This is a genomic window from Spirosoma lituiforme, from assembly GCF_054776635.1.
The window spans coordinates 109,590-135,265 of sequence record NZ_BAAHBO010000001.1; the positions used below are offsets into that span (position 1 = coordinate 109,590).

The 25,676-nt window shown below is 51.0% G+C and carries 23 protein-coding genes and 1 tRNA gene; 10 read left to right on the plus strand and 14 right to left on the minus strand.

The genetic code is table 11. The features are described 5' to 3' along the window. Window positions 1-161 precede the first annotated feature (161 nt). The 5 genes from purL to ACYU87_RS00485 all read left to right on the plus strand — a co-directional run bounded on the left by purL (window position 162) and on the right by ACYU87_RS00485 (window position 5,755). The gene (purL, locus tag ACYU87_RS00465) at window positions 162-2,426 is read left to right on the plus strand and encodes a phosphoribosylformylglycinamidine synthase subunit PurL (RefSeq protein WP_461132058.1); all 2,265 of its coding nucleotides are present in this window, start codon (window positions 162-164) and stop codon (window positions 2,424-2,426) included. A gap of 137 nt (window positions 2,427-2,563) precedes the next feature. Continuing rightward, entirely contained in the window at window positions 2,564-3,364 is an 801-nt protein-coding gene (locus ACYU87_RS00470; RefSeq protein WP_461132059.1) for an inositol monophosphatase family protein, read from the plus strand. Window positions 3,365-3,507: 143 nt separating this feature from the next. Continuing rightward, window positions 3,508-4,044, plus strand: a complete 537-nt coding sequence (locus ACYU87_RS00475; RefSeq protein ID WP_461132060.1) for a YfiT family bacillithiol transferase — start codon at window positions 3,508-3,510, stop codon at window positions 4,042-4,044. Window positions 4,045-4,152: 108 nt separating this feature from the next. Further along, window positions 4,153-4,308, plus strand: a complete 156-nt coding sequence (locus tag ACYU87_RS00480) for a FeoB-associated Cys-rich membrane protein (protein WP_461132061.1) — start codon at window positions 4,153-4,155, stop codon at window positions 4,306-4,308. Between the two features lie 52 nt (window positions 4,309-4,360). Continuing rightward, entirely contained in the window at window positions 4,361-5,755 is a 1,395-nt protein-coding gene (locus ACYU87_RS00485) for a DUF4403 family protein (protein ID WP_461132062.1), read from the plus strand. Between the two features lie 5 nt (window positions 5,756-5,760). On the opposite strand, the gene ACYU87_RS00490 is transcribed toward ACYU87_RS00485, so the two are convergent. Then, the gene (locus ACYU87_RS00490) at window positions 5,761-6,396 is read right to left on the minus strand and encodes a DNA-3-methyladenine glycosylase family protein (protein ID WP_461132063.1); all 636 of its coding nucleotides are present in this window, start codon (window positions 6,394-6,396) and stop codon (window positions 5,761-5,763) included. Window positions 6,397-6,474: 78 nt separating this feature from the next. Further along, window positions 6,475-7,614 carry a glycoside hydrolase family 18 protein gene (locus ACYU87_RS00495; protein ID WP_461132064.1) on the minus strand — a complete coding sequence of 380 codons (1,140 nt, stop codon included), beginning with the start codon at window positions 7,612-7,614 and terminating at the stop codon, window positions 6,475-6,477. A 297-nt stretch (window positions 7,615-7,911) separates the two neighbouring features. Here ACYU87_RS00495 and corA point away from each other — a divergent pair, with 297 nt between their 5' ends. After that, window positions 7,912-8,994: a magnesium/cobalt transporter CorA gene (gene corA / locus ACYU87_RS00500; protein ID WP_461132065.1), complete on the plus strand. Its 1,083-nt coding sequence runs from the start codon at window positions 7,912-7,914 to the stop codon at window positions 8,992-8,994. A 24-nt stretch (window positions 8,995-9,018) separates the two neighbouring features. After that, window positions 9,019-11,559, plus strand: coding sequence for a bifunctional UDP-N-acetylmuramoyl-tripeptide:D-alanyl-D-alanine ligase/alanine racemase (locus ACYU87_RS00505; protein ID WP_461132066.1), 2,541 nt, complete (start codon window positions 9,019-9,021; stop codon window positions 11,557-11,559). A 125-nt stretch (window positions 11,560-11,684) separates the two neighbouring features. On the opposite strand, the gene map is transcribed toward ACYU87_RS00505, so the two are convergent. The 12 genes from map to ACYU87_RS00565 form a co-directional block, all read right to left on the minus strand. Further along, window positions 11,685-12,449, minus strand: coding sequence for a type I methionyl aminopeptidase (map, locus tag ACYU87_RS00510; RefSeq protein ID WP_461132067.1), 765 nt, complete (start codon window positions 12,447-12,449; stop codon window positions 11,685-11,687). An 83-nt stretch (window positions 12,450-12,532) separates the two neighbouring features. Next, a complete protein-coding gene (locus tag ACYU87_RS00515; protein WP_461132068.1) occupies window positions 12,533-13,123 on the minus strand; it encodes an HD domain-containing protein in 591 nt (196 codons plus the stop codon). 48 nt (window positions 13,124-13,171) lie between these two features. Beyond that, window positions 13,172-13,471, minus strand: coding sequence for a hypothetical protein (locus ACYU87_RS00520; protein ID WP_461132069.1), 300 nt, complete (start codon window positions 13,469-13,471; stop codon window positions 13,172-13,174). A gap of 99 nt (window positions 13,472-13,570) precedes the next feature. Next, on the minus strand, window positions 13,571-13,969 hold the full coding sequence (locus ACYU87_RS00525) for a hypothetical protein (protein WP_461132070.1): 399 nt from the start codon (window positions 13,967-13,969) through the stop codon (window positions 13,571-13,573). Between the two features lie 357 nt (window positions 13,970-14,326). Further along, on the minus strand, window positions 14,327-14,878 hold the full coding sequence (locus tag ACYU87_RS00530) for an RNA polymerase sigma factor (RefSeq protein ID WP_461132071.1): 552 nt from the start codon (window positions 14,876-14,878) through the stop codon (window positions 14,327-14,329). A 413-nt stretch (window positions 14,879-15,291) separates the two neighbouring features. After that, window positions 15,292-15,975: a hypothetical protein gene (locus ACYU87_RS00535; RefSeq protein WP_461132072.1), complete on the minus strand. Its 684-nt coding sequence runs from the start codon at window positions 15,973-15,975 to the stop codon at window positions 15,292-15,294. 57 nt (window positions 15,976-16,032) lie between these two features. Beyond that, complete coding sequence (locus tag ACYU87_RS00540; RefSeq protein ID WP_461132073.1) at window positions 16,033-17,235, minus strand: THUMP-like domain-containing protein; 1,203 nt, start codon at window positions 17,233-17,235, stop codon at window positions 16,033-16,035. Between the two features lie 13 nt (window positions 17,236-17,248). Next, complete coding sequence (locus ACYU87_RS00545) at window positions 17,249-18,136, minus strand: oxygenase MpaB family protein (RefSeq protein WP_461132074.1); 888 nt, start codon at window positions 18,134-18,136, stop codon at window positions 17,249-17,251. A gap of 50 nt (window positions 18,137-18,186) precedes the next feature. After that, window positions 18,187-18,420 carry a hypothetical protein gene (locus tag ACYU87_RS00550; protein ID WP_461132075.1) on the minus strand — a complete coding sequence of 78 codons (234 nt, stop codon included), beginning with the start codon at window positions 18,418-18,420 and terminating at the stop codon, window positions 18,187-18,189. A 235-nt stretch (window positions 18,421-18,655) separates the two neighbouring features. Next, window positions 18,656-18,730: transfer RNA gene (locus ACYU87_RS00555), tRNA-Val, on the minus strand. A gap of 70 nt (window positions 18,731-18,800) precedes the next feature. Continuing rightward, window positions 18,801-20,114 carry an MFS transporter gene (locus ACYU87_RS00560; RefSeq protein WP_461132076.1) on the minus strand — a complete coding sequence of 438 codons (1,314 nt, stop codon included), beginning with the start codon at window positions 20,112-20,114 and terminating at the stop codon, window positions 18,801-18,803. Window positions 20,115-20,126: 12 nt separating this feature from the next. Further along, entirely contained in the window at window positions 20,127-20,585 is a 459-nt protein-coding gene (locus tag ACYU87_RS00565; RefSeq protein WP_461132077.1) for a hypothetical protein, read from the minus strand. A 125-nt stretch (window positions 20,586-20,710) separates the two neighbouring features. Between ACYU87_RS00565 and ACYU87_RS00570 the strand changes: the two genes are divergently transcribed. The 3 genes from ACYU87_RS00570 to ACYU87_RS00580 all read left to right on the plus strand — a co-directional run bounded on the left by ACYU87_RS00570 (window position 20,711) and on the right by ACYU87_RS00580 (window position 25,613). Further along, entirely contained in the window at window positions 20,711-22,354 is a 1,644-nt protein-coding gene (locus ACYU87_RS00570) for a T9SS type A sorting domain-containing protein (protein ID WP_461132078.1), read from the plus strand. A 96-nt stretch (window positions 22,355-22,450) separates the two neighbouring features. Then, window positions 22,451-24,535 carry a thioredoxin domain-containing protein gene (locus tag ACYU87_RS00575; protein WP_461132079.1) on the plus strand — a complete coding sequence of 695 codons (2,085 nt, stop codon included), beginning with the start codon at window positions 22,451-22,453 and terminating at the stop codon, window positions 24,533-24,535. 205 nt (window positions 24,536-24,740) lie between these two features. After that, window positions 24,741-25,613 (plus strand): hypothetical protein, encoded by an 873-nt coding sequence (locus tag ACYU87_RS00580; RefSeq protein ID WP_461132080.1) that lies wholly within the window; start codon window positions 24,741-24,743, stop codon window positions 25,611-25,613. Window positions 25,614-25,676 lie beyond the last annotated feature (63 nt).

Genomic DNA, 25,676 nt, shown 5'->3' on the forward strand with positions numbered 1-25,676 from the left:
TTTTGAGATTTGTCAACCATAAACGCCCCATTTCGGCCAAAAACTGTAATTTTGAGCAATAATTTAAAGGGCGAAAAACGGAATAAGCGAATAAGCCGCTGCAAATTCCTTCATTCTCAGTACGTTCGCTCGTTCACCCTTTTGCTCGTTCGTTTTCGCTAATGGATACCCTCGAATCGCTCCCCTCACTAGAAACCGCCCGCAAACTGGGCCTGCTCCCCGAAGAATTTGACCGCATCGCCGAAATTTTGGGGCGTCGGCCAAATTTTACCGAACTGAGTATCTTCTCGGTTATGTGGTCGGAGCACTGCTCTTATAAGAATTCCATCGTCTGGCTGAAAACGCTGCCCCGCGATTCGGATCGGATGCTGGCGAAGGCTGGCGAAGAAAACGCCGGTCTGGTCGATATTGGGGATGGACTGGCCTGTTCGTTCAAAATCGAGTCGCACAACCACCCGTCGGCGCTGGAGCCTTACCAGGGAGCCGCAACGGGTGTCGGCGGGATCAACCGCGATATTTTTACCATGGGTGCCCGGCCCATTGCGCAGCTGAATTCCCTGCGCTTCGGCGACCTGGACCTGCCCAAAACCAAGCGCCTGCTGCGGGGTGTCGTCAAAGGTATCGGCGATTACGGCAACGCGTTCGGGATTCCAACCGTGGGGGGTGAACTGTTTTTCGATGATTGTTACAATACCAATCCGCTGGTGAATGCTTTCTCTGCCGGTATCGTGGAGGTGGGCAAATCGGCGAAGGCCACCAGTTTCGGGGTAGGTAACCCGGTATTCATCGTTGGTTCGGCAACGGGTAAAGATGGTATTCATGGGGCTACGTTTGCTTCGGAAGACATCTCGGCGGCCTCGACCGACAAGCTACCGGCGGTGCAGGTGGGCGATCCATTCATGGAGAAACTGCTGCTCGAAGCCACGCTCGAAATCATTGCTACCGGCTATGTGATTGGTATTCAGGACATGGGTGCCGCCGGTATCATCTGCTCGACGTCGGAGATGAGTGCCAAAGGGGAACATGGCATGATCATCGACCTCGACAAAGTACCCACCCGTCAGCCAAACATGGCTCCCTTCGAGATTCTGCTGTCCGAATCGCAGGAGCGCATGCTGGTTGTGATCGAGAAAGGCAAAGAGCATATCATTCAGGACATTTTCGACAAGTGGGATCTGAACTGCGCCCAAATTGGCGAAGTAACGGCGCGGGGCGAACATGACCTTGGCCGGCTGCATTTCTACCGGTACGGCGAACTCGTTGCCGACGTGCCTGCCTATGATCTGGTGCTGGGCGGGGGAGCCCCTCAGTACAACCGGGAATACACAGAACCGGCCTATATAAAGGAGTACGCCAAGTTCGATATAACGGACGTTGACGATATTGACAAAGACGACATCCGGGAAATTGCGGAGCACCTGCTGGCGCACCCGAACATCTGCTCCCGGAAATGGGTGTACGAACAGTATGATTCGATGGTGGGTACCGGCAACCGCAGCACCAATGCGCCTTCCGACGCGGCCGTTGTGCGGGTGAAAGGGCCCGGTATTCCGGCTACGGATAAATCCATCGTGATCACCGTCGATTGCAACAGCCGCTACGTAAACGCGAATCCGCGCCAGGGAGCCATGATTGCCGTTGCCGAAGCCTGCCGCAACATCGTTTGCACCGGGGGCGAACCGCTGGCGGTGACCAACAACCTGAACTTCGGGAATCCTTATGTGCCGGAAGTATACTGGCATTTTGTGGAAGCTGTTCAGGGCATGGGCGAAGCCTGCCGCCGGTTCAGCACACCCGTTACGGGCGGTAACGTTAGTTTCTACAACCAAAGCTCCGACGATGGCCCGGTATTTCCGACGCCAACCATCGGTATGCTTGGCCTGATGGAAGACCCCAGCCACCGCATGACGCTGGACTTTAAAAACGAGGGCGATCTGATCTATTTGATTGGCCAGTCAACGAACGACATTGCTTCGTCGGAGTATCTGTACTCGTTCCTGGACATCAAAGCCTCGCCCGCGCCCTATTTCTTATTTGACGATGAGTGGCACGTGCAGGAGGGAATCAAAACCATGATTCGTAAAGGCTGGATTGAGTCGGCGCACGACGTGTCGGATGGTGGTTTGTTCGTTACGCTGGCCGAGTCAGCGATGGCGGGCAACAAAGGGTTTGCGATTGTTTCGGATGATCGTCACCGGCTGGATGCGTTCCTCTTCGGGGAGAGCCAGAGCCGCGTCGTGGTCACGATTGCGCCCGAGCAGCAGAAGCAGTTTGAAGGCTACCTGAACGATACGGTTCTGCCGTTCATGCTGCTGGGCACCGTAACGGAATCGTCGACCGCGTTCGTGATCGATGGAACGTCGATTATAACCCTGGCTGAAGGGAAGAGTCTGTACGACAATGCATTAGGCAAAATAATGGCCTAATATTCAGGTGTTTACCCAGGACAAATAGGGACTCCGGTTACGTAAAACGTGACCTGTCCATTCCCACAACGGCCGATCATGCGCCCGGCAAGTTACTTGTTGGCGCGTTGTCGGCCGTTTTTATTCCAACTCACTCTATGGCACTTGACCTAGCCGCAATTACCCAGGAAATCTGTACCATTGCTACGGATGCCGGCGCTTTTTTACTTCAGGAACGGAGTCGTTTCCAGCGCGAAGCCATCGAATACAAAGGGTTGAACAACCTGGTATCGTACGTAGACAAGGAAACTGAAAAGCAATTGGTCGAGAAGCTGCGCCAGGTGCTGCCCGAGGCCGGTTTCATCACCGAAGAAGGCACCACGGGGCAGGAAGCCGATCCGTCGGCGCTGAACTGGATCATCGATCCCCTCGATGGGACGGCCAATTTCATCCATGATCTCCCCGTCTTTTCGGTGAGCATTGGGCTGGCGCAGGGCAAGACGCCAATTGCCGGTGTTATCTACGATCCAAACCGGAACGAATGTTTTTCGGCCTGGCAGGGTGGCGGAGCGTTTTGCAACGGAAAAAAAATGTCGGTTTCGCCCGCAACCCAACTGGGCGAAAGCCTGATCGCGACTGGTTTTCCGTATTACGCCTTCGACAAAATGCAGGCTTACCTTCGAATTCTGGAGTCGCTGATGCAGCAGACCCACGGATTGCGCCGGATGGGGTCGGCGGCTATTGATCTGGCCTACGTAGCTGCGGGCCGGTTCGAAGCGTTTTATGAATACAATCTTAATTCCTGGGACATGGCTGCTGGTGTCCTGCTCGTTCGGGAAGCCGGTGGCGTTGTCACCGATTTTGGTGGAGGAGATGAATTTTTGTTTCGGGGGGATGTCGTGGCGGCCTGCGGTATACACCCGGAACTGATGAAAGTAATGCAGGAGTTCTGGCGGTAAGCGACTGGCTGGTTTGTGCGGTGGACTAGCTGTTTTTTGAAAACCGGACGGATTTGACCGGCGAGCCAACCAATATATTTGTGGGGTAAGTTTATTTAACTAAGCCACCATTCACAACTGTATCTTGAAATACAACTCGTCCTATGCATGATCTGGAAGCACTAAAATACCCGATTGGCGATTTCGCTTACGGTCAATCGTTTACCACTGATGATACCCGGAAACACATTTCGGCTATCGATGAACTGCCCATCAAACTGACGGAACTGGTTGGTACGTGGGGGGACGAGCGGCTGGATACGCCCTACCGGCCGGAGGGCTGGACCGTTCGGCAATTGGTTCATCATGTGGCCGACAGCCATATCAATGCGTACGTCCGCACGAAACTGGCGCTAACGGAAACCAACCCGACCATCACACCCTACGACGAGGGCGAATGGGCTAAATTACCCGACTCCATCCTCGCTATTGCCCCATCGCTGGCTATTCTGCGCAACCTGCACCAGCGGTGGGTAGCGGTGCTGACGACCCTGACCGATGATGAAGTAAGCCGGACGTATTTTCACCCCGGTAGTCAGCGGACGTTTGTCCTTCGGGAAGTGATCGCTATGTATGCCTGGCATGGCGAGCACCATTATCAGCACGCGTATCGACTAGCCCGGCGGAACGGTTGGGCCTAAAAAAATGTATGATGTATGATGTAGACTATATGGTATATGGCTGCGCGTTGCAACGGAGAACCATACATCGTACACTCTATATCATACATAGTACATCATACATCGCTAATGCAGGAAGTCCTCATTTTTCTGATTTTTGCCGTTGCCCTGGTCTACCTGGGGAATCGGGCCTACCGGAATTTCTCGGCAAAAAAGACGGGTTGCGGTAAAGGGTGCGGCTGTTCTACCGACGCAAACGTATCCGTCCGGTCTGCCGGAAAATGAATATACGTTTGAGACCCATAACATTTTAAAAGGCTCGTAGTTAGTTGTAGCAATGAATGCTCAGCGAATTACCGGATTTATATTTTTACTCGTTTTAATTCTAAGTTTAGACGGGTGCCATCGCGTTCGTCCAGCCGCACCGGTTCAGGAAGCGTTCGAGCCGGCGGTTGATGAGCCGGTTTCTTACATGGCCGGAAATTTGACCTTCGATATCAGTGACTTAGAAGCCAAGATCAACCGCTCGCTCTCCACAACCCTGGTTCCGGAAGAAACCTTCGAAGGGCAGAAAGGTGAAGCCTGGAAACTACGCGTAGAACGTACTGGTCCGGTGCGTATTCGGTATGCCGATCGAAAAGTATATTTTTCGGCCCCGCTGCAAGTCTGGTACACCAACCCCATCGGGCTCCGTAAAGCCGATAAACGCAAAAGCCGTCCGCTCTGCGCGCTTTCAGTAACCTTCAATAGCCCCGTTGGCGTGGGCTCATCCTGGCGGCTGGCCACAAAATCCCGCTTTGAGAATTACCAGTGGACGCAGGAGCCGAAGGTGCGGTTGCTGGGTATAAAGATCAGCGTTAAGAACATCGCCGAAAAAATTCTGGATAAGCGACGGGCCGACATCGAAGCGGCCATCGACAAAGCGGTTCACAACGGACTCCGGCTTGACCGGGAAGTGAGGAAGGTTTGGCGGGATATGCAAAACCCATTGCGGATTGCCAAAGTGCCCGAAAACTTCTGGCTCCTGCCCAAGCCGTTCAGCATTGCGGTAGCGCCCGTTTATGGCAACAGCAAACAAATCTCCGTACCCATTCAGATTGCATTTCGGGTAAAAACGCACCTTGGTCCTAAGCCATTGGTCGATTCGCTGGAGCAGTTGCCTCGTCTGCTGCGCCGGAACAGCCTGCCCGATTCGGCCCGTATTCAGGTGCTGGCTTTTATTCCTTATACCGATGTGAATATGGTGTTGTCGCAACGACTAAGTAAGCAAAAGCTCAATCTCGCCGGGGGTAGTGTAACGGTGAATAAGGCAATGGTATATGGCAGCGGCCGTAAACTTATCCTGAAAGCAGAGGTAGGAGGGCGGGTGAAGGGAACCTTGTTTTTTCACGGAGATCCAAACTACGACACGCTCACCAATACACTGCGAATGCAGGATGTCGATTTTGACGTAGATACGAAAGAGCGCCTGTTTGCAACGGCTGACTGGCTGCTCCACGACCACCTCCGCGATACGATTCAGGCGGCCATGGTTATTCCGCTTCGTCAGCAGATTGCCACCATACCCGAGAAAATAGAAACGGCTTTCGCCAACGCAAAGGTTGGCCAGAAAACGGCCCTTAATCTGGACACGTTTCGGCTAATACCCCAGCGCATCGTTGTCCGACCCGATGGCGTTCAGGTATTGATCAAAGTAAAATCGAAGGTGGGGGTGAAAGTGAAAAGCCTGTAAACAAGTCAGGCAGGTTGCCAGCGCCAGAGATACCGACTGGCCATTGTCCGGTAAGGACGCCAGGGGTCGGCGAGTTCATGCAGAACCTTGTAAAGTGGTTTGCCGGTTAGTCCGTTGGTCTGTTCAGGGTACGCCCGCATCATCCGTTGCCGAATCACCAGATCATCAATCGGGAAAACGTCTGGTCGGTCGAGCACGAACATAAGCAGCATTTCTACCGTCCAGCGGCCCACGCCTTTAATGGGCAACAGGTACTGCACGATTTCTTCGTCGGTCATGGCATCGATATGCGATCGGTCCAGGGCCGGGGTTATGCCCGCCGTTTCGAGCGAAAACGTAGCAACACTTTGCAGGTATTTAATCTTCTGAAACGACAGACCCGCACTGCGCAGTTCTTCCGTTGTTTTTAGCAGCAAAGCACTTGCTTCCGGGTATCGGTCGGGGAAGAGCGCCCGGAAACGATCAAAGATGGCATTGGCTGCTTTTACTGAAATCTGCTGAGACACAATACTTTCCAGTAAAGCCATGTACAGATCGTCGGCGTAGTCGTTGAAAATCTTGGGCGACGGCGTTTCAGCGATGATACGGGCCATGACCGGATCGAGAGCAAGGTGCCTGATGGCTGGCGAGTCGGGGGACATAGCGGTATAGAAAGAAGGATGAGTAAGGTTACGGTCTAGGCCCGGCCGAAGCCCGGCCCAGACCGTATTGGCTGCGTCTTATTTTTCCAAACCCTCAACCAGCGTATTCAGCAGGATACTCTTCTGCTTGAGATCGTAAATGTATTCCCAAAACATAACCCCAGCCAGTTTCTTCGACTTGACGTACTCTATTTTGTACGTAAATGATTCAGGATCAGCGTAGGAGATAAACGTATGCGACGTTGGATTCCAGAGGTAAGGCGCTTTCGCATCGGCATCCCAGTAGCGCGTAAATCCGTTTTTGTTGATGAACTTATCGGCCAGTTCGTCGTAGCTGATAAACGAGTGCTTGCCCGTTGCGGGCTGAAACAGGCCATTATCCTGGTCACGGGTATCGGCCCAGCCACGTCCGTAAAACGGTAAACCCAACACGATTTTACTGGCCGGAACGCCCGCCCGAATGTGGCCGTCGACGGCATCAACACTGCTGTTGCGGGAGTGATCGCCCTTGGCGGACTGGGTTAACGGGCTATGGTGACCCGTTACTTTATCGTTGCCATGGTACAGATCATAGGTCATAATGTTAACGTAATCCAGATACGCCTGCGCTTTCCCGAGTTCCGTATGGCTGACAAAAGCCGTATCGCCCCCGGTAGCGGCTGTGAGCAGATAGTGATTGGTACCCGTGCGCTTGTCCAATTTGCCCTGTTCATCCAGGCCATCCCGCAATGCTTTCAGAAAGAGGGTGAAATTCTGTTTGTCTTCCGGTCGAAAAATATTGCCCGCGCCAACCTGCGCCGGGTATTCCCAGTCGATGTCGATTCCGTCGAGACGGTGTTTCTTGAGTACATCGACCGCACTTCGGGTAAATTTACGGCGTGCTACATCCGTCAGCGCAGCATCGGAAAAGTATTTGCAACCACCCCAGCCACCAATGGATAGCAGTACTTTCAGGTCTTTGTTCGTTGCCTTCAGGGAAGTCAGCGCGGCCAGGTTTTCAACGTCTTTTTTAGACAACGGCGCTATGTTTCCCTGCTGATCGGGAACGCCGAACGCGTAGTTAATATGGGTTAATTTCTGGGCTTCGATCTGGTCCTTCGTCCAGCCATTCCCCGTTACATAGCCAATAATAACGTAGGGCTTGGGCGTTGACTGAGCCAGTACGGATTGGCCAAAAAGAAGAACAAGCGAAGTAACAATCAGGAGAATACGTTTCATGAGAATGAATAAGAGGGTACAATCGGATTGCCGGAACGGCGCGTAGCAAAGTGTCCATTGACCGATCCGCAACGGATGCTGAATGACAAATATACGGACGGAGCGCTGTTGAATAACGGTCTTTAGTAGCTGTGGACCTCATTTTTCCGGGTTGGGTAGCGAAAACGCTGTTTGCGTAAACGGGATGACCTGGGCAGGTTCGCACTCAATTTCTGAACATTCGGTTACGTGCGGTGTAGTTGATTTATCTTTGGCCTAAAATCTGACGCCATCGCTGGCGAATTCAATCTGTACCGTATGTCGAAACACCGACGCAACCGATCCGCTGAGAAATTGCTCGGCATATCTCCCGGAACACTCACATACGTGGGGCAGGAAATCGAACACGCTATTAAAATCAAGCGGATCGACTACAACGCAACTGAATTTCACATTGACGACAGCAGCCGACTAAGCGCATGCAAGCTGCCCAATACAGAATCGCCTTACGTGAGCTGGACGGACGTAGACGGTATTCATGAACCGAAAGTGGTGGCGGCCCTTGGCCAGCAGTACCATCTGCATCCATTGCTGCTGGAAGATGTGCTGAATACGGAACAGAAACCGAAAATCGACCTGTACGAAGATACTGTCGTGTTTGTGACCCTTAAAATGTTACACCACAGTCGGCAAGTGCAGGAGCTTGATGTTGAACATGTTAGCCTGGTACTAGGAAAGAACTACCTCATCTCGTTTCAGGAGGAGCGGACGAAGGATATTTTCGAGCCGGTCATCGACCGCATCAAGGCTTCGTCGGGTAAAACCCGTCGCAATGGAGCTGATTACCTGCTGTATGCGTTGATGGACGTTATCGTTGACCATTATTTCGTGATTACGGAGCGTATTGGGGATAAAATGGACGAGCTGGAAGAGCAGATTGTTCAGGAGCAGGCCACCCAGCAAACCTTGGCAACGCTGTTTAAGCTCAAGCGCGAACTGTCGCTGATTCGTCGGACGGTTAACCCGTTGCGCGACATCATTGGCCTGTTGATGCGTGGCGAATCCGAACTCATTCAGCGCAGCACGATGCCGTTCCTGAGTGACCTGTCCGACCACATAAGTCAGGTAATCGAAACGCTCGAATCGTATCGGGAACTCACGACGGGACTAACGGATGTGTATTATTCTATTGTAAACAACCGGATGAATTCGGTTATGAAAACGCTGACAATCGTATCGGCTATTTTCATTCCTCTAACCTTCATTGCCGGTATCTACGGGATGAATTTCAGCAATATGCCCGAATTGCGTTCGCCAACGGGCTATTTTTGGACGTTGTTTGGTATGACAGTTATTGCGGTAGGCGAAGTAATTTACTTTAAACGACGGGGCTGGATGTAATCCTGTTGCCATGAGTACACCGATATGGTTACGAAAGAGTTTCAATTAATGAACCGGCCGTGGTTTACCGACTCCCGGCAGGTAAGCGGCCCGGTTACCAATAACCGATTGGCCGGGGGCGTTTTTTTTGCCATACAGGGGGAACACCACGATGGTCATGCGTTCATTAGTGACTTGTACCGGAAGGGAATCCGTCAGTTCGTAGTTGAGCGGGGGGCCTTGACCCCGGAGCGCCGGAGCGAACTGGCCGGCTATACGGACGCTCAGTTTATGGAGGTGGATAGCAGCCTGCAAACCCTGCAAACTCTGGCGGCCGAACACCGCCGACAGTTTCGGATTCCGGTTATTGGTATAACCGGCAGCAACGGCAAAACCATTGTAAAAGAATGGCTGGCTCAATTGCTCGACAAAGGTTCGTCGGCCGATGGCTTCGTGGTGGCCAAAAGTCCCAAAAGCTACAATTCGCAACTGGGAGTGCCCTTGTCCGTGCATGCGCTTACCGACAATGACACCCTCGGCATTTTTGAGGCAGGCATTTCCAAAGCGCAGGAGATGCAGGCGCTGGAAGCGGTGATCCGGCCCACGATCGGCATTTTTACGAACATCGGCACGGCTCACGACGAAGGATTTCGAACCCGAAAACAAAAAGTAGCGGAGAAACTTCGGTTGTTCATTCACGCCCAAACGCTGATTTACTCCACCGATTACGCCGATATTGACGAAGAGGTCAATTTGTTGCTGAAAGCCGTCAACCCCGATATGCGGTTCATAACCTGGTCGTTAACGGGTCAACCGGCCACGTATCAGGGAACATGGCAGGGAAGTCAGTTAATGCTGATGGACAAGGAGGGAAAGAACAGGCTGGTTCTGTCACTCCCCTTTACTGACCCGGCTTCGGTGGAAAATCTCATGCACTGCATTGTCACGACGCTGACCCTGTGCAACTGGGAGACTACCGAATTACAACACCGCCTAAACCGGTTGCGGCCGGTTTCCATGCGGCTGGAGCAAAAAGAAGGCATCAACAACTGTGTATTGATCGACGATTCCTACAACAATGATGTCGTCGGTTTGCAACTCGCGCTGCGCTTTCTGAACCAGCAGCGTATCCGAAGTCGACGGGTCGTTATCTTGTCCGATGTGCTGCAATCGGGGCAACCCGAAGCGGAACTGTATCAGCAGGTAGGGGACGCGATACGCGCCAGTGAAATAGAACAGTTCATCGGCATCGGGCCTGTTGCCAGCCGGAATGCCCGGTTTTTTGCGCCAGGCAGTCTTTTCTACACGACGACCGATGACTTTTTGACCCGCTTCCCGTTCAGCGACCTGCGTGACAGCACCGTTCTGGTGAAGGGAGCCAGGCCCTTCTCATTCGAACGGATTGTGCATCGGCTGGAGCGGAAAGTACACGGCACTGTGCTGGAAATCAATCTGGATGCGCTGACCCACAACCTGAATTACTACCGCGAACGACTTGCCCGGAACGAGGATACTGCCCGACCGACGGACACGAAACTCATGGTTATGGTAAAGGCATTTGCCTACGGAAGCGGGAGTGCCGAAGTAGCCCAGCTGCTCCAGTTCCACCGGGTCGATTACCTGGCAGTTGCCTATGCTGACGAGGGGGTTTCACTCCGGCAAAACGGCGTTGATCTGCCAATAATGGTCATGAATCCCTCCCCCGAAACCTTTGCTGTCTTGCTGGAGTACAAGCTTGAGCCTGAACTGTATAGTATGCGTATGCTGCTGGAATGGGGGCAGTATATCAACGAGCACGTAAGGCGGGCAGACGACCAGGCGGCCTCCGAGGAAACGGTGTATCCGCTGCATTTAAAAATTGATACGGGTATGCATCGGCTGGGCTTTCTGGAAAGCGAAATGCCCGCTGTTGCCGATTTCCTGAATCAGAATCCATCATTGCGGGTGGCCACCGTGTTCAGTCATTTGGTTGGGGCCGATGATGCGCAGTTCAACGAATTTACGCAGGAGCAATACGCGAGTTTCATCCGGAGTACGACGGTGCTCGAATCGGCTTTGGGCTACCGACCGACGCGCCATTTGCTTAATTCGGCGGGCATTGTGCGCTTCCCCGATTACAAACTCGACATGGTTCGGCTGGGTATCGGTTTGTATGGCGTGGAAGCGGCCCAGATCGACCAGACCGCTTTGCAGTCGGTTGGCACATTGCGGACCGTAATCAGTCAGATCAAAGCCGTTCGGGCGGGAGAATCGGTCGGATACAGTCGCCGGGGTGTACTCGACCACGACGCCCGAATTGCCACCCTTGCCATTGGATACGCTGATGGCTACGACCGCCGGTTGGGCAATGGAACCGGAGAGGTCTGGGTAAACGGAACCCGCTGCCCAACCGTTGGAAACGTCTGCATGGACATGACCATGATCGATGTCACTGCTGCGTCGGCCAGCGAGGGCGATGAAGTAATTATTTTCGGTCCTGAACTGCCGATCACCGAGTTGGCTCAGCGCATCGGCACCATCCCCTACGAAATTCTGACGGGGGTAAGCGAGCGGGTCAAGCGGGTATTTTTCAAAGAAGGAAACTGAGCGCACGCAACCAATCAAAGGGCAAACGGGTAGTTCGTTTTTTTACGAGATCTGCCGGGTTCGTGCGCTCGCGAACCCGGTGGTTGCTGGGTATATCCTGACACGGTACTCAATGATGAGCTCGATTAATTCCAGATTTCGTTCATCGCCGTCAGCACAATCGGGTTTCCGTCGGTAACAACAATGGTATGTTCGTGCTGGGCCATAAAACCTCCTTTATTGCCAACCATTGTCCAGCCATCATTCAGGGTTGCGGCATAGGTCGATGTGGTCGATATAAACGTTTCAATAGCAACGACGGAGTTTTTCCTGAATCTTGTCAAATTGGAACGATCTCTGAAATTCGCTATTTCACCCGGTTCTTCGTGAAGGCTTCTTCCTATTCCGTGTCCCGTAAGATTTTTGATGACTTTATAACCCCGTTTTTTGGCTTCTGTTTCGATTAGATGCCCAATATCCGATAGGCGAACCCCACCTTTAATGGTGTGGATTGCTTTATGTAAAATTTGCTTTGATGCGTCTATAAGTTTCTGATGCTGGTTAATATCGTTACCAAGGACAAACGAGCCTCCATTGTCTGACCAGAAACCATCAAGCTCCGCAGAAACATCAATATTTATCAAATCGCCTTCTTTCAGTGTTCGTTTATCAGATGGAATGCCGTGGCAAAACTCATTGTTCACGCTAATGCACGTCCAGCCCGGAAAGCGGTAGGTTAAAAACGGGGCCGATTTTGCTCCAAAACCAGCTAGTATTGTCGCCCCGTAGTCATCTAACTGTTTGGTTGTCATACCCGGTTGAGCATACTGTCTCATGGCCTTCAGCGTGTGCGCAACCGCTTCACTTGCTTTTTGCATTCCCGCTAATTCCTCTTCTTTTGTTATCGACATAGTTGTTCAATCAGGTAATTTGTCGGGCTATATAGTCTCTTTTTGGAGCGAATGATTTGTGGATAAAACGGCCGTGTTTTGGCCTACTTTTTTAGTATTCCACGCTCAACACTTTCATTAAGTAAGTTTTCGGCGTAGGCCCAGATAGTAGCCGACCCGTTTTGGATAGCTTTTTTCTTATCGTATACCTTTTGGTAATTCACATCAAATTCGGCCCAGGTCCCCCCATTATTCGACGTGTTTTGCAGCAGGGGTTCAAACCTGTCCATTGCTCTCGCAAATTTGGCTTCGTCGGTTAATCCTTCTTCAAACTCTTCCCAAACAGCAATAAATTCATCGGCTTGTTCTTGTGGCAGCAGGCCAAATATTCGTTTCGCTGCTACTAATTCATCATGGGTATTAGTATGATTTTTTTGCGTGTCATAAATAAACGTATCACCTGCATCAATTTCCACAATGTCATGAATCAAAACCATCTTAAGAACTTTCAGTACATCAATTGGAGCATCTGAATGCTCGGCCAGAACAATCGTCATCATGGCCAAATGCCAGCTGTGTTCCGCATCGTTTTCATGCCGGCTGCTGTTAAATAACCTGGTCTTACGCTGTATGTATTTGAGTTTATCAATCTCCTTGATAAAGGCGACCTGCTTCAATAAATCGTCAGTTTTCATGTCGTTTAGACTAAAATTCACCTGCCTGATGGACAAAACAACGAGAGCTTACGGTCTGTTAGGCGGATAGGGCCAGGCTTTTCCTGTGTTCAGGACGCGTCCCGACCGCACGAAGCAGGAATAGGTTTTGCCCGGTGTGCTGTAATAAAGTCTTCCTGCTGACTCCTGTTGTAAGCTCTTGATAGGCTGGTTTTTACTGGATTTCTCGTTATACACAGTCAAATCATCCTGTCGGATAATATCCTGATCGTTAGGAACAGGCTGGCTTACGGTCTGTTTGCTATTTTTCCGACTATCAACGAAATACCAGAGCAAACTCATAAGGAAGGCAACGATGATCGCTGTCATATGCAGTTGAAGTACAGGTGAAAAATTACGACTCGATTATTTTAAAAGATAGACTTCATAAGCACGCATTATAATCTGTGGCCAGCGCAGAAGACGTATTTAAACTTTCGCTTCAGGGAAGACTTTCTTATGGTTGGCAACCAGGATGGCGTACTGTTCAGCTGTCAGGAGCGGTTTATAGGCAAGTACTTTATCGGTTTCGACGGTAACAGCCAACGCGCGCAGCTTTTTGTTCGTCATGCCGCTCGCCTTCAATTTTTTTACTCCCTCGTTGAAACTAACCGTGGCATTGGTAATAATTTCTTTGGCTTTAGGCAATTGCAGATCAGTTAGCTTCAACCGTTGTTTATCCGCTTTCAGAACTGATTTAACGATCATGCCAATCGTTGCGCCGTTATTGAGAAAAACGAATTTTTCATTTTCTACCGACTTCGTCTGTGCGAAACTAAACGACGATAAGCTAATCAGAAGGACAAGGGCTAGACTGGTGAATTTCATGCTGAGTGATGTTAAGCTAAGTAGGATCTGGTCCACGAGCGAATATACAGATAAAACATATAGCTTGTCGGTTTCCAGAATGCCTGAAAAATGCATCAAAAACAAAAAAGCCTAGCCACAAAGTAGCCAGGCTTTCCGCTTTCTATCCACACCTAGGAGTTAATTAATCATAATTAACGAACTCCTACGAAAGCAGTAAACTGCTTTCTAACTTAGCCCAACGAGCCGTTGAGGCATATTGTTATGAAGCTGAACCATGACACTGTCCGTCCCTTCCGCTTCTCATTTTCTCTTCTTACTGACTATGAATGCTTAAGCTACTAAAATGATAGGATATTAAAAAAGGATTATTTTTAATTAGATGTCACGTTGCTGGGCATATAGCCGGTTGATTTTTTCCCGGCTGCGCTTTAAGCGCATTTTAACGGCACTGGCCTTAAGGCAGTAGAGCCGGGCAATCTGGTCGACGGTCATCCCATCTTCGTATTTTAGCTTCAGCAATGTTTGCTCTTCCGGCGTCAGGCCATTCATCGCGCGTTGGACCAACTGAAGCGACTCCTCGTGTACTCGTGAATCCTGAGATTCAGAAAGTTCAGATTGGGGTGTTTCATCCATGGAAACAGGGTTGAAGCGATTTGCCTGGCGAAGTTGGTCTGAGCAGTAATTAAAGGCAATGGAGTAAAGCCAGGTCGAAAAACTGGACCGCTCCTGAAATGCGTCGAGTTTACCGAAAGCTTTCAAAAAGATGTCGTGTGTAAAGTCTTCGGCTTTCTCGCTGTCTTTAGTCATAGACAAACACCGACGGTAAACTTTGCTCACGTAGCGATTGTAAAGTGTCTCAAAACAATGATTTGGGTGGTTCGACAAAAACTGGCGGATCGTCTCTTCGTTTGATAATGAGGTGTGCATGAATAGTACGTAATTAGTTTGTAGCAGATCAATGGATCTATACGCAGGGTTTTGTCATATACGTATGGTAAACATTTTTTAGATGTTAGATGGCTGGTAAAAAAGCCTAAATGTATTAAACGGTGTACATACATTGAATGTATGTACGCGAAATTTTACCTGCCAGTTGGCTAAATGAAAAATATCAGCAGGATGAAGTATGAAAATTAGTTTAGTCTAAGAATTTGTCTATCAGAGGTTTATCCTTAATTATCGATAGTCGTCCTTACTATTCCTCTGTAGTTCATTTATGTAGGAAGTAGCATGCAGTACCTTTTTGCGCAAGGGACTAGTTTTGAAAAAAAATTAAAAATTGGCTATCCATCCTCCAGACTGGTATGCTTTCACAAGGTTGATTTGTCCGGAAATCAGCTCTAATCTGTTTTCTTTGCTTTTACGGTTTCTACATTTTTCTTGCGGCTGTCCAGTTCCGTCAGGGCCGTTTCCTGGTCGGTTTTATTTTTTGCCTGATCGTTGATCAGCTGTTCCAGTTCTTTCGCATTATCGTCAAGGCGCTTTAGCAGCTTTTCCTTTTCCTTGGCATTCTGATCAATTTCGCGTTGAAGGCGTTCTCCGTTACGAACCATTTTCTGGTGATTCTTCTGTGCATCAGCCAGACTCGATTCGGCCGAACGAACTTCCTGATTGTACAGGGTTTTGGTGGCAAAGTTTTTCAGAATGTCTTCAGCGGCTGCGTAACCGGTGCCGCCTGGTGTGACGAAGGTGCCGCTGCCCATGTCAAATGCCGTGAAAATGGTGGCCGATGTGCGCGATGATTTTACCGTACTTACCAGGTTGATGGGCTCGGATGATACGGCGGCAATACTGGCATTGGGTACGCGATAGGTGCCTCGCGAAGATGTGGCGCGTCCGTACGTTTGAAGCTGGCTTTCCCAATCTTTTTCGATCTGCTTCCCGTCGCCCTGAATGGTCAGATACAGACCGGATAATTTGGCTTTATCGACCGTACTCTCGCCCGCGTAAACGGTTTGGGCAAAGCCAGACGTTGCGGATGCCGTGAGGCCAAAAACCAGAATAAACTGTCGTATCGTTTTCATGGGGGTTGTAAAATTTTCAGATTAAACTAAAGCAATGTGAACGTATTCACGATAGATCTACTTGACTTTTTTTGTAATTATCAGGCGTTTATCGCCGTTGAGAAGGGTCGTTGCCATGATGTAAATATCCCCGCCCTCCCGCAAGGCTACCTTTTTCCGTAAGTCCGCAACTGTTTGTGGGAAGTTCCGAACGGTTACGTTGGCCTTCAGGTCCGGAACGCTCAGTCGAACCAGTTTGGCGTCCGGTTTGATCACCGTCAGCACCGAAAAAATCCGTCCGGGAAAATCCGGACATACCTCATCATTGGTATACAGATGGCTATTCGGGGCAATCTTCGTCAGGCCAAATCGTGCGGCTACCAACCGGAAGGCGCCCGCTTTTAAAACAGCCGCGTTAGGTTCGTAGAGATAGGTGCGCGGGTCGCCCAGCGTAACAGCGGCAGTTCGTTCTTCGTACCAGCGAAAACTCAGCATTTTTGTCTCGTTTACCGATAGGTTAACAGCGTTAACCAGAATATCATTCTGATCAACCAGCTGATTACCAAGGACGAAAAGAATCTCTTTAACTTCGGACGAAACGGCTACGATATGTACCGATTCGACCCGGCCAGCGAACTGTTGGACGGTCGATTTGATGTCTAGTAACGGAGATGCTTTCAGTAAAATTCGATTCCCGCTTTTCAGCAGGGTAGTTAGTAGAGTGGCCTTAGACATATCGGGTTCACAGTCGGCCAGTTGAACAACCTTGCTGCCCGTTGCATCGCGCCGGTGAGGGTCCAGGTATATCCAGTCGGTAGCTTCCAGGCCTGTAACAGACGTTTCCAGAAAAGCCAGACCATCACCCGCCTGAACGGATACGTTGGTCGATCCCAGCAACGGCAGGTTATGTGCCGCCAGTTGTGCCAGGTCTTCGTTTCGTTCGAGGTAGGTAACCTGGTGCATCTGCTGAGCGAACGCCCAGCTGTCGACACCCATGCCACCCGTCAGGTCAAGCAACCGGTTGCCGCTAACCAACGACGCTTTGTACTGGGCTGTCTGTTCGGACGAGGCCTGCTCGACCGAGAGGGCGGGCGGAAAAATGAGCGCATCGTTGGCGTACCAGGTCGGCAGTTTTTCCCGGGCTTTTTGCCGGGCGGCTATTTGCGCGACAAGTTTACGGAGATCCAGCCCGGGTGGTGGCGTTTGCAGCGCCAGCGCCCGAACATCGTCGGTCAGATGGGCCCGTATGAATGCTTGTTCAGGTAAAGAAAGCGTAAGCAATGGGTGCGTGTAGCTAGTGTTTTACAATATCCTGCGGGCCAACCGTTTCGATCTCGGGTGGTCCGTCCGGATACGAACGATAGGTCGTCTTGTTGATCGTGGACGGATAATTCTCGAAGGTGACCCAGCGTAAGGGCCATTTCCGTAGCCATAAAGCGCCGGTTGTTACGGCCGAGAACCAGACCGGAGGTTTTTTATAGCCAAAAGCGAGCCGGAGTTTGTCGTTGATCAGTGCGGCAAATGTGGGTTGCACAAGTGGGTGTAGAAACCGGGGAAACCAGCCCGCCACAATCCGGACGGTGGCATCGGCAATTTTCCGGTTGCTTTCCGTATACCGAAAATGCTTGTCTTCGTACGCTTCGACAAAAGCGCGCATGTCGGCCAGGCTAGTTGGTAAGTCCTGCAGGTTCATCCGTCGACCCACTTCCCGAAAAAAATAAAACAAGGCTACTTCTTCCGAAACGCTCAGCTGTCGCCAGCCATACTGCTTAATCCAGTCGATCGGGTAGAACACAAACGTTGCCAGGACAAACAGGAAATCAGCGTTATCGATGCGGTAATGGCCATGAATCATATTCATGTGGTCGATGGCCCGCTGCCCCTTAGAACTGGTGTAGCCCGACTCCATAAACTCGGCGATCAGGCGGCTCGTGTCGTCATACCGTTTCTGGCCGTGGCGTTCAAACTCACCCGTACGCGCCAGCAGTCCCGAAACCCGTGGACTGGCGTAGGTATGAAACAGAGCTAATTCCAGCGCGCGAGTGATATCGAACGGAAATTCGTAGGCTGTCAGCAGGTGAACCATGCGCTGGTGATCGCGAAGGGGATCCAGTGAGTGTATTTCGAGCCGAACTGCCGGATTGCGCAACAGCCCGAAGCGTTTGTGGTAAGTAGTGGCCATTGAGAGCGTAAAAAAAGCTGTTTACTGGATCAAAAAGGTGAACTGACAAATTACGGAACAACCACCCAATGAAGAAAATCCCAACTGGGCGAAAACTGCCCGTTAATATGGGAATCACCATCGCTGAAGGTGCGGTAGAAGCGGTAACCACGATCACTGAGTGCTTCCGTTTCGGTTACTGCCGTGATGGTGACGAAAAGAACATCCCAACTGCTTTCCGAAAAAAGTGTATCGCCAACGGAAAGCCTTCTTGCACTTTTGTGCGCATGACGTAAACTATTCATTTAGCTTGGGTGGGGTAACGTGTCTTATCTACAAGGTACTACGTTCATGAAGCAAGTAACAAATAATGGCGACATAAAGCGAGGAGAGAAGTTACCCTATACCTAAAACCGGTTCACCTTCCCAGGACGCTGTAGGTGTATGGGCCTGCGCCTGCGTTTAAACTGTTCGCCAACCGTAAAACGCGAAAGAGCCCCAAATTCAGCGAGTCTGGGGCTCTTGGACACCATGTCCCGGTAGGAAGTAGCGGGCTCGAACCGCTGACCTCTGCTCTGTCAAAGCAGCGCTCTGAACCAACTGAGCTAACCTCCTTTGCACGTCGGAAATCGCGTAATGATGCAGCGTAAACAACAGCGGCATCAGCGCCTTCCGGGCTGCAAACTTACAAAACTTCCTCTGTTTCCAAATGGGTCCGGTAAACTTTTTGTGAAGGAATCCGCCATAAAAGTACAAATCCGAGTATAAACAGCAGTAACAGAGCGAGTATGGAGTTACGCATGCTGCCCGTTAATTGTTCAATCAGTCCATAGACAAGCGTACCAAATACGATGGATGTTTTTTCGGTCACGTCGTAAAAACTAAAGTAGGAGGCCGTGTCCTTGGTGACCGGAATCAGTTTGGAATAGGTAGAACGAGACAGGGACTGAATACCTCCCATCACCAGACCCACCACAGCCGCCAGCATGAAGAACTGAGTCTGCGTCTGCACGTAATAGGCTCCGGCACATACCGCAATCCAGATCAGGACCGCCGTCATGAGCGCGTACGTATTGCCCAGCCATTCCGACAGGCGCGAGAAGCCGTAGGCCCCCGGAATAGCCACCAATTGGATCAGCAGCACCGTAATAATCAAACTCTGGCCCGGTAATTTCAGCTCATCACTCCCGAATATCGTGGCCACGTACATGACCGTTTGCACGGCCATGTTATACACGAAAAAAGCGACCAGAAACCGCTTGGCCAGCGGCTGGTTCTGCAACTCGGCCCAGACGTGCTTTAATTCCCTGAAGCCATTGAGCAGGTAGTTACCGGTTTGCTGACCCGGTTTGCGGACACCATCGGGCAGGCGACTGAACGGGATCTGGGCGAAACCAACCCACCAGATACCCACGGTCAGAAAGGCGATCCGGGAGGCCATCGCTTCCGAGATATTCCCGAACCATTCCCGTTTCAGAATCACCAGCAGGTTGATAATCATGAGCAGAACGCTGCCCAGATACCCCATTGAAAACCCGCGGGCACTGACCCGGTCGTACTGATCCTCGGTGGCAATATCGGGGAGATACGAATTATAAAAGACGATGCTGCCGCTCCAGCCGATTAGGCTCAGCCAGAAACAAATAACCGCCAGAGTCGTGGTTTCTCTCGTGAAAAAATACAACAGACTGCAACTGATTGCTCCCGTGTAGCAAAAGGCCTTCATGAAGGTTTTCTTCTGGCCACTATAGTCGGCGATGGCCGAAAAAATAGGCGACAGGAGAGCGGTCAGGAGAAACGCGGCCGAGATGGTGTAGGAAAATAAAACCGAGTTTTTGATGGATATGCCCAGAAAATCAATGACTGGACCACCCTGTTCATTCAGCGCCGTTGCCGAAAAGTAAACCGGGAAAATGCTGGATACAATGACCAGCGAGTGAACCGAGTTGGCCCAGTCGTAAAATGTCCAGGCGGTGAGGATACGGGGGGCGTTTTTCATGCTGAACGCTGTTTACAGCGTTGGGTCAAATACCAGATTGATATCGGCATTTTTCCCATCGACGGGGGCAACCTGACGCAGAATGAGTTTGCTTTTGCTGAGCTGGATGATCGGAAAATTACCTTTAAACCCCGTCACGTCGACGTCCATTGATTGGTTGTCGGTAGCCAGGTACCACGTTCCGGCATTTTTAACGGCATTCGACTGAAGTGGGTCGAGTGCCCGAACGCTGTTATCGTTGCGGAATTGAAACTTGAGCTGGGGCAATAGCTGACTCACCAGATTCAACCGACCGGCGTTGATAAGTTGTCCATCGGGTGTGGTGATGCTGGTGATCTGCCAGTTGGTGGCAACCAGCAACGCCGTTTGGGAGGCCGCGGTGGGGGCAAGGTCGTTGTTGTTGTCCTTTTTACAACTGATCAGCGAACCCAGGAGAACGGATGTAAGAACGAGGATGCGGAATGTATTCATAACCGAATGAGGTTGTTTTTGCGTTTCGTAACTAGGATAAGTAACGAGCAGCGTGACGGTATTCGTTTACCGGGCGGAACGCTATTCGCCCTTAAAATTCCGTAGTTTTACCGAAACTTCAAGCAATGCGTGTTCCTTTTGGCCTATTCTTATTCTGGGTAAGCGGTTTATGGCTGATAAATCAGTCAGCCGCACTAGCGCAACAGCAGTGCGCTGATCGGCTGACGTTTACGCCGGTAAGCCAGCCGAACCAGATCGGGTGGAGCAAGTTTCCGGAGTTTTCGCTGCCCTTCCCCGTCATATACGGTGGCCCCCGCTTCACGGATACGCAGGCCAGCCCCCTTAAACACGGGTTTAGCCAACTGGTTGATATAAAAGATAATGAATATGGTACGCTGGTTCAGCCAACCCAGCGCGCGGTTGTGTATTACGGCATCGCTACGGGCCTGAGCCAGCCCTGGGAAACCATTGAAAGTCCCTGGGCAAACGACCTGACGGCCTACCGCACCAAATGGGACAATTTTCTGGCTGGCATTGCCGGGGGGCAGAAAAACGCTGCTGGATTGTATAAGCTACCCATTGGCCGACTGGCACTGGATTACGAGCGTATTATGGAGACCGATAGCCGTATTTTGACCATCAAGCAGGATAGCCGCGTGCCGGAGATCTACCGAAATCTGTCCAACGCCGACTTTATAGCCGCTTACAAGAAGGCCATACGGAATCTGTATACCGAAGGTGTCCGGTACATTCGCCAACATGCTGACCTGACGGGCATCAGCGTGACCAGTTATGCCGACACGCCTATATTGAACACGTATCTGAACGTGCCTACGTATAGCTGGACTGACTGGATAACGAACCTTAGCCGAACCAATTACCTGGTTCAGGATTCGACCGGGCGGGGTATTGGCGGCCCTTATTATGAGCAACTTGATGCGTTGTCGCCATCGGCGTATTATTATTACGATTACCCAAGTCCGTTGGCAAAAGATTACCTGGCTTACCTGCTGTTTCAGGTGGAGGCAAACCGGGCGTGGAGCAGCAAACCTGTGATTCCCTGGGTCTGGTTACGGTATCACGATAGTTCGAGTAGCTTCCCTAATTTTATTCAGCCTTTCATGGCCGAGGCTACGGCCATCTTTCCGTTTTTCTCCGGAGCCGCCGGTCTATGGCTTTGGGATAATCCGACCCTGGCTCCGGCCCGGACAGACACCTATGCGGCTTACGAATACTTCACCCATGGCCTGTACCGGCTGTCGCGCTTTGCTGATATGTTTCAGGGAAGCTACGAGCTTGTCATCGAAACTCCCGCCCGCGATCTGATGGATAAACAACTGCCTGTCTGGCGGGGCGTGGTTAAGGAAAATAAAATCCTGATCGCTGCCCAGAATCCGTATGCCGCCGACGGACAGAAAACTAGCCTGTCGGTTCGGTACAAATCCTGGCAGCAGGTTATTGAGCTTAGCGGACGGGAGGTATATCTATGCCAGTTCGATATGGGAACCGTGACGGCTACCGACCCTGTGTTAGCTGACCTGACCGTCTACCCGAACCCAGCGCAAACGACGCTCACGGTTACTTTCGGGCGCGTACCACCCCCCGATACGGAACTTGACCTGATAAACACAATCGGCCAATCCGTCGTCAGGAGGCTGGTTAACAGTGTTAAGGAGGTGATCAACGTCGCCAATTTGCCCGCTGGTCATTATGTCCTGCGCCTTAAAAGCGAAACAGGAAGTCAGACGAAAAAAGTAGTTATTCGCTAGACTAGTTATCCTATATAAACGGGGTGGCGTAACGGGCAATGACCTTGTTCGACTGGTCGTTCTCCCCGCTGTTTGCCACGTTGTTATATACCAATTATGCCGAATCAACTTCAATACGAAACGAGTCCTTACCTGCTCCAGCACGCCGAAAATCCCGTAAACTGGTTTCCCTGGGGTGAAGAAGCCCTGAACAAAGCCATTAGCGAAGACAAGCCCATTCTGGTGAGTATTGGCTATTCGGCCTGTCATTGGTGCCACGTGATGGGGCGCGAATCGTTCGAGAAAGAACGGGTTGCCGAGGTGATGAACGAGCATTTTGTGTGCATCAAAGTGGATCGCGAGGAGCGACCGGATGTCGACGCCATTTACATGGATTCGGTGCAGGCGATGGGCGTACAGGGCGGTTGGCCGCTGAACGTGTTTCTGATGCCCGACGCTAAACCTTTTTATGGGGTTACCTATCTGCCACAGCAGAACTGGATACACCTGCTAGACAGCATTCGAACGGCATTTGATGAACATCGAACGGACCTGGTACAGTCGGCAGAAGGGTTTGCCCGCGAACTGAACCTAACCGATGCCGAACGGTATGGTCTGTCGCAGAATGACCCGCTTTTTGCCCCCGAAACCCTGGATGTGTTGTATCGGAAAGTGGCCGTAAAGGCCGACGATGAAAAGGGTGGACTGCGCCGGGCACCCAAGTTTCCAATGCCCAGCGTCTGGCGGTTTTTGCTGCGGTACTACGACGTTACCGTGTCTACTGGTGTCGATAACGAGTCAGTGCTTCACCAGGTTAAGGTAACGCTTGACCGGATGGCTCTCGGGGGTATCTATGATCAGCTGGGCGGTGGATTTGCCCGCTATTCTACGGATGCGGACTGGTTTGCTCCTCACTTCGAGAAGATGCTGTATGACAACGGCCAATTGCTGACGCTTTATGCGGAGGCTTATAGTTTAACTCGAAGTCCACTGTACAAACATGTTATCTATCAAACGGTTGGATTTCTGCAACGGGAGCTGTTAAGTCCGGAAGGAGGCTTTTATTCAGCCCTGGATGCCGACAGTGAAGGGGTCGAAGGTAAGTTTTATACGTTTACGGCACCCGAACTTAAGGAAACGCTCGGTATAGATTATGACTGGTTCGCGGAGCTGTACAGCCTGACGGAAGAAGGAAACTGGGATCCCGGCCACGGGGGGCACCGGACCAATATTCTGCACCGAACCGAGTCCGACGAATCCTTTGCCGAACGCATGGGCTGGTCACTGGCCGACCTCAATGTTCGATTGGATGCCACCCACACCCGTTTGTTGCGGGTACGTCATGAACGCATTCGGCCGGGACTGGACGATAAAATCCTTTGCTCCTGGAATGGCCTGATGTTGAAAGGGCTGGCCACCGCTTACCGCGTTTTCGGTGAACCGGAGTTCCTGACGCTGGCCCTGCGACTGGCCTATTTTCTGCTCAAAAAAATGCGCGACAGCCGGAACGGGCGCTTGTGGCACACTTACAAAAGCCGCGACGGCGGACCGGGTCGGGCCCGACAAACCGGTTTCCTGGATGATTACGCAACCGTCATTGATGGCTTACTGGCTCTGTATCAGGCTACCTTTACGGAAAGCTGGCTCACGGAAGCGGATCAACTGATGCAGTATGTACTGACCAATTTTAGTGATAGTACCGTTACCGACTCAACCGGGCCGGACCCGCTCTTTTTCTTCACGGACAAAAACGGAGAGGAGCTCATCGCCCGACGGAAGGAGTTGTTTGACAACGTTATTCCTTCCTCCAACTCGATGATGGCCGAGAATCTGTATGCATTGAGTTTACTGCTCGACAGGCCCCAGTATGCCGAACGTGCTGACCAGATGCTGGGTTGTGTGCAGCCGCTGGTGCAGCAAAACGCCGACTACCTGACCAACTGGGCCTCCCTGTTTGCGTTACGAGCCCGCCCAACGGCCGAAATCGCCATTGTTGGTCCCGGGGCCGAACAATTTCGGGCGGAGCTGGACGCTGAATTTTATCCGAACAAAGTACTGTGCGGAACAACGGACAAAAGTACGCTGCCGCTGTTGCAGCAACGTAGCTCCATTGATGGACAAACGGCTATCTACGTCTGCTACAATCGGGCTTGCCAGTTGCCTGTTTTAACCGTGGCTGACGTTTGGAAGCTTGTGCGGTGAAAATAAGAACCGATTACTCATTTTTTATAACGTATATACAATTATATGGTGAAAAAATAGGAATATACGTCTTTGGTTAATACATTCATGTTGTGCTGATTAGCTGTAGTGAGCGCCTGCGAGTCAGTCGAGTTGACGAATTGGCAGGTGCTCACTGCGTTGTTAATTAACCAGCCAACCAAACACACTAAAAACATGAATGGATATGAAAATCGCAGGATTACATTCAGGAATTGTTTGTCTGTTGTTTGTGCTCGTCTTTGCTGGCTGCGGAGACCATCGCATTCCGTCGATAACGCCAGGATCAGGCGTAAACCGGTTGCGGGTTAAAAAGATAACCCAAGATATGCCGAATAACACGGCTAAGGTTAGCGTCTTTCAGTACGATGCGCAGGGAAGGCTGGGATCGATAATGGCTTATCAGACGCCTGACAGTACTGCATCCCCGGTGGAGAATAACGTGTATCAGTACGATGCTCAGAATCGGCTTACGCAACTAAATCGCACCGTTGCAGGAAAGGGGTTCGACTATGAAGTGTATAAATATGCCTACAATGCATCTGGTCAGGTGTCGGGTCTTGGCTTTACCAGCAGTAACCCGATTTATGGCTGGTCGATAACGCCGGTCTACGACGCAGACAACAGGCTCGTAGGGTCGTCAAAAAGTTTCTCTGTGCCAGGTGTTTCGACCAGAGAAAGCGGCACGTACACGTACACGGGGAATAACCTGACGTTTGCCTCTATAACAGGCAATGCGGTTCAGAAAGGGGCTCAACTGCCTCAGCAGACCGTCAAAATTACCTACACCTACGATACGGGTATCAATCCATTTTATGGCATTTTCGTTATTCCGGCCCCTTTCGACTATGCTTCTCCGCCCTCAGGTGTTTTCATTGGTTCGTATACCTACTACGGTGGTATTTCCAACCTGCTCAACTTGAGCCAGAACAACCTCGTCTCGGATGGAACGAGTGCGTACGCATATACCTACAACGCGGCCAACCTGCCAACCAGCCGGATCACAACGAGCAATGGTAATGTAACAGAAACGCTGCATTTTGCGTACGAAGCGTATTGAGGGATGTATGATGTAGGGTATATGATGTATATTCTATATCATATACCCTACATCATACATCCC

Bases quoted from the DNA above. Each gene is read 5' to 3' on its own strand.
- purL (WP_461132058.1), top strand. From the start codon at position 162: ATGGATACCCTCGAATCGCTCCCCTCACTAGAAACCGCCCGCAAACTG.
- ACYU87_RS00470 (WP_461132059.1), top strand. From the start codon at position 2,564: ATGGCACTTGACCTAGCCGCAATTACCCAGGAAATCTGTACCATTGCT.
- ACYU87_RS00475 (WP_461132060.1), top strand. From the start codon at position 3,508: ATGCATGATCTGGAAGCACTAAAATACCCGATTGGCGATTTCGCTTAC.
- ACYU87_RS00480 (WP_461132061.1), top strand. From the start codon at position 4,153: ATGCAGGAAGTCCTCATTTTTCTGATTTTTGCCGTTGCCCTGGTCTAC.
- ACYU87_RS00485 (WP_461132062.1), top strand. From the start codon at position 4,361: ATGAATGCTCAGCGAATTACCGGATTTATATTTTTACTCGTTTTAATT.
- ACYU87_RS00490 (WP_461132063.1), bottom strand. From the start codon at position 6,396: ATGTCCCCCGACTCGCCAGCCATCAGGCACCTTGCTCTCGATCCGGTC.
- ACYU87_RS00495 (WP_461132064.1), bottom strand. From the start codon at position 7,614: ATGAAACGTATTCTCCTGATTGTTACTTCGCTTGTTCTTCTTTTTGGC.
- corA (WP_461132065.1), top strand. From the start codon at position 7,912: ATGTCGAAACACCGACGCAACCGATCCGCTGAGAAATTGCTCGGCATA.
- ACYU87_RS00505 (WP_461132066.1), top strand. From the start codon at position 9,019: ATGGTTACGAAAGAGTTTCAATTAATGAACCGGCCGTGGTTTACCGAC.
- map (WP_461132067.1), bottom strand. From the start codon at position 12,449: ATGTCGATAACAAAAGAAGAGGAATTAGCGGGAATGCAAAAAGCAAGT.
- ACYU87_RS00515 (WP_461132068.1), bottom strand. From the start codon at position 13,123: ATGAAAACTGACGATTTATTGAAGCAGGTCGCCTTTATCAAGGAGATT.
- ACYU87_RS00520 (WP_461132069.1), bottom strand. From the start codon at position 13,471: ATGACAGCGATCATCGTTGCCTTCCTTATGAGTTTGCTCTGGTATTTC.
- ACYU87_RS00525 (WP_461132070.1), bottom strand. From the start codon at position 13,969: ATGAAATTCACCAGTCTAGCCCTTGTCCTTCTGATTAGCTTATCGTCG.
- ACYU87_RS00530 (WP_461132071.1), bottom strand. From the start codon at position 14,878: ATGCACACCTCATTATCAAACGAAGAGACGATCCGCCAGTTTTTGTCG.
- ACYU87_RS00535 (WP_461132072.1), bottom strand. From the start codon at position 15,975: ATGAAAACGATACGACAGTTTATTCTGGTTTTTGGCCTCACGGCATCC.
- ACYU87_RS00545 (WP_461132074.1), bottom strand. From the start codon at position 18,136: ATGGCCACTACTTACCACAAACGCTTCGGGCTGTTGCGCAATCCGGCA.
- ACYU87_RS00550 (WP_461132075.1), bottom strand. From the start codon at position 18,420: ATGAATAGTTTACGTCATGCGCACAAAAGTGCAAGAAGGCTTTCCGTT.
- ACYU87_RS00560 (WP_461132076.1), bottom strand. From the start codon at position 20,114: ATGAAAAACGCCCCCCGTATCCTCACCGCCTGGACATTTTACGACTGG.
- ACYU87_RS00565 (WP_461132077.1), bottom strand. From the start codon at position 20,585: ATGAATACATTCCGCATCCTCGTTCTTACATCCGTTCTCCTGGGTTCG.
- ACYU87_RS00570 (WP_461132078.1), top strand. From the start codon at position 20,711: ATGCGTGTTCCTTTTGGCCTATTCTTATTCTGGGTAAGCGGTTTATGG.
- ACYU87_RS00575 (WP_461132079.1), top strand. From the start codon at position 22,451: ATGCCGAATCAACTTCAATACGAAACGAGTCCTTACCTGCTCCAGCAC.
- ACYU87_RS00580 (WP_461132080.1), top strand. From the start codon at position 24,741: ATGAAAATCGCAGGATTACATTCAGGAATTGTTTGTCTGTTGTTTGTG.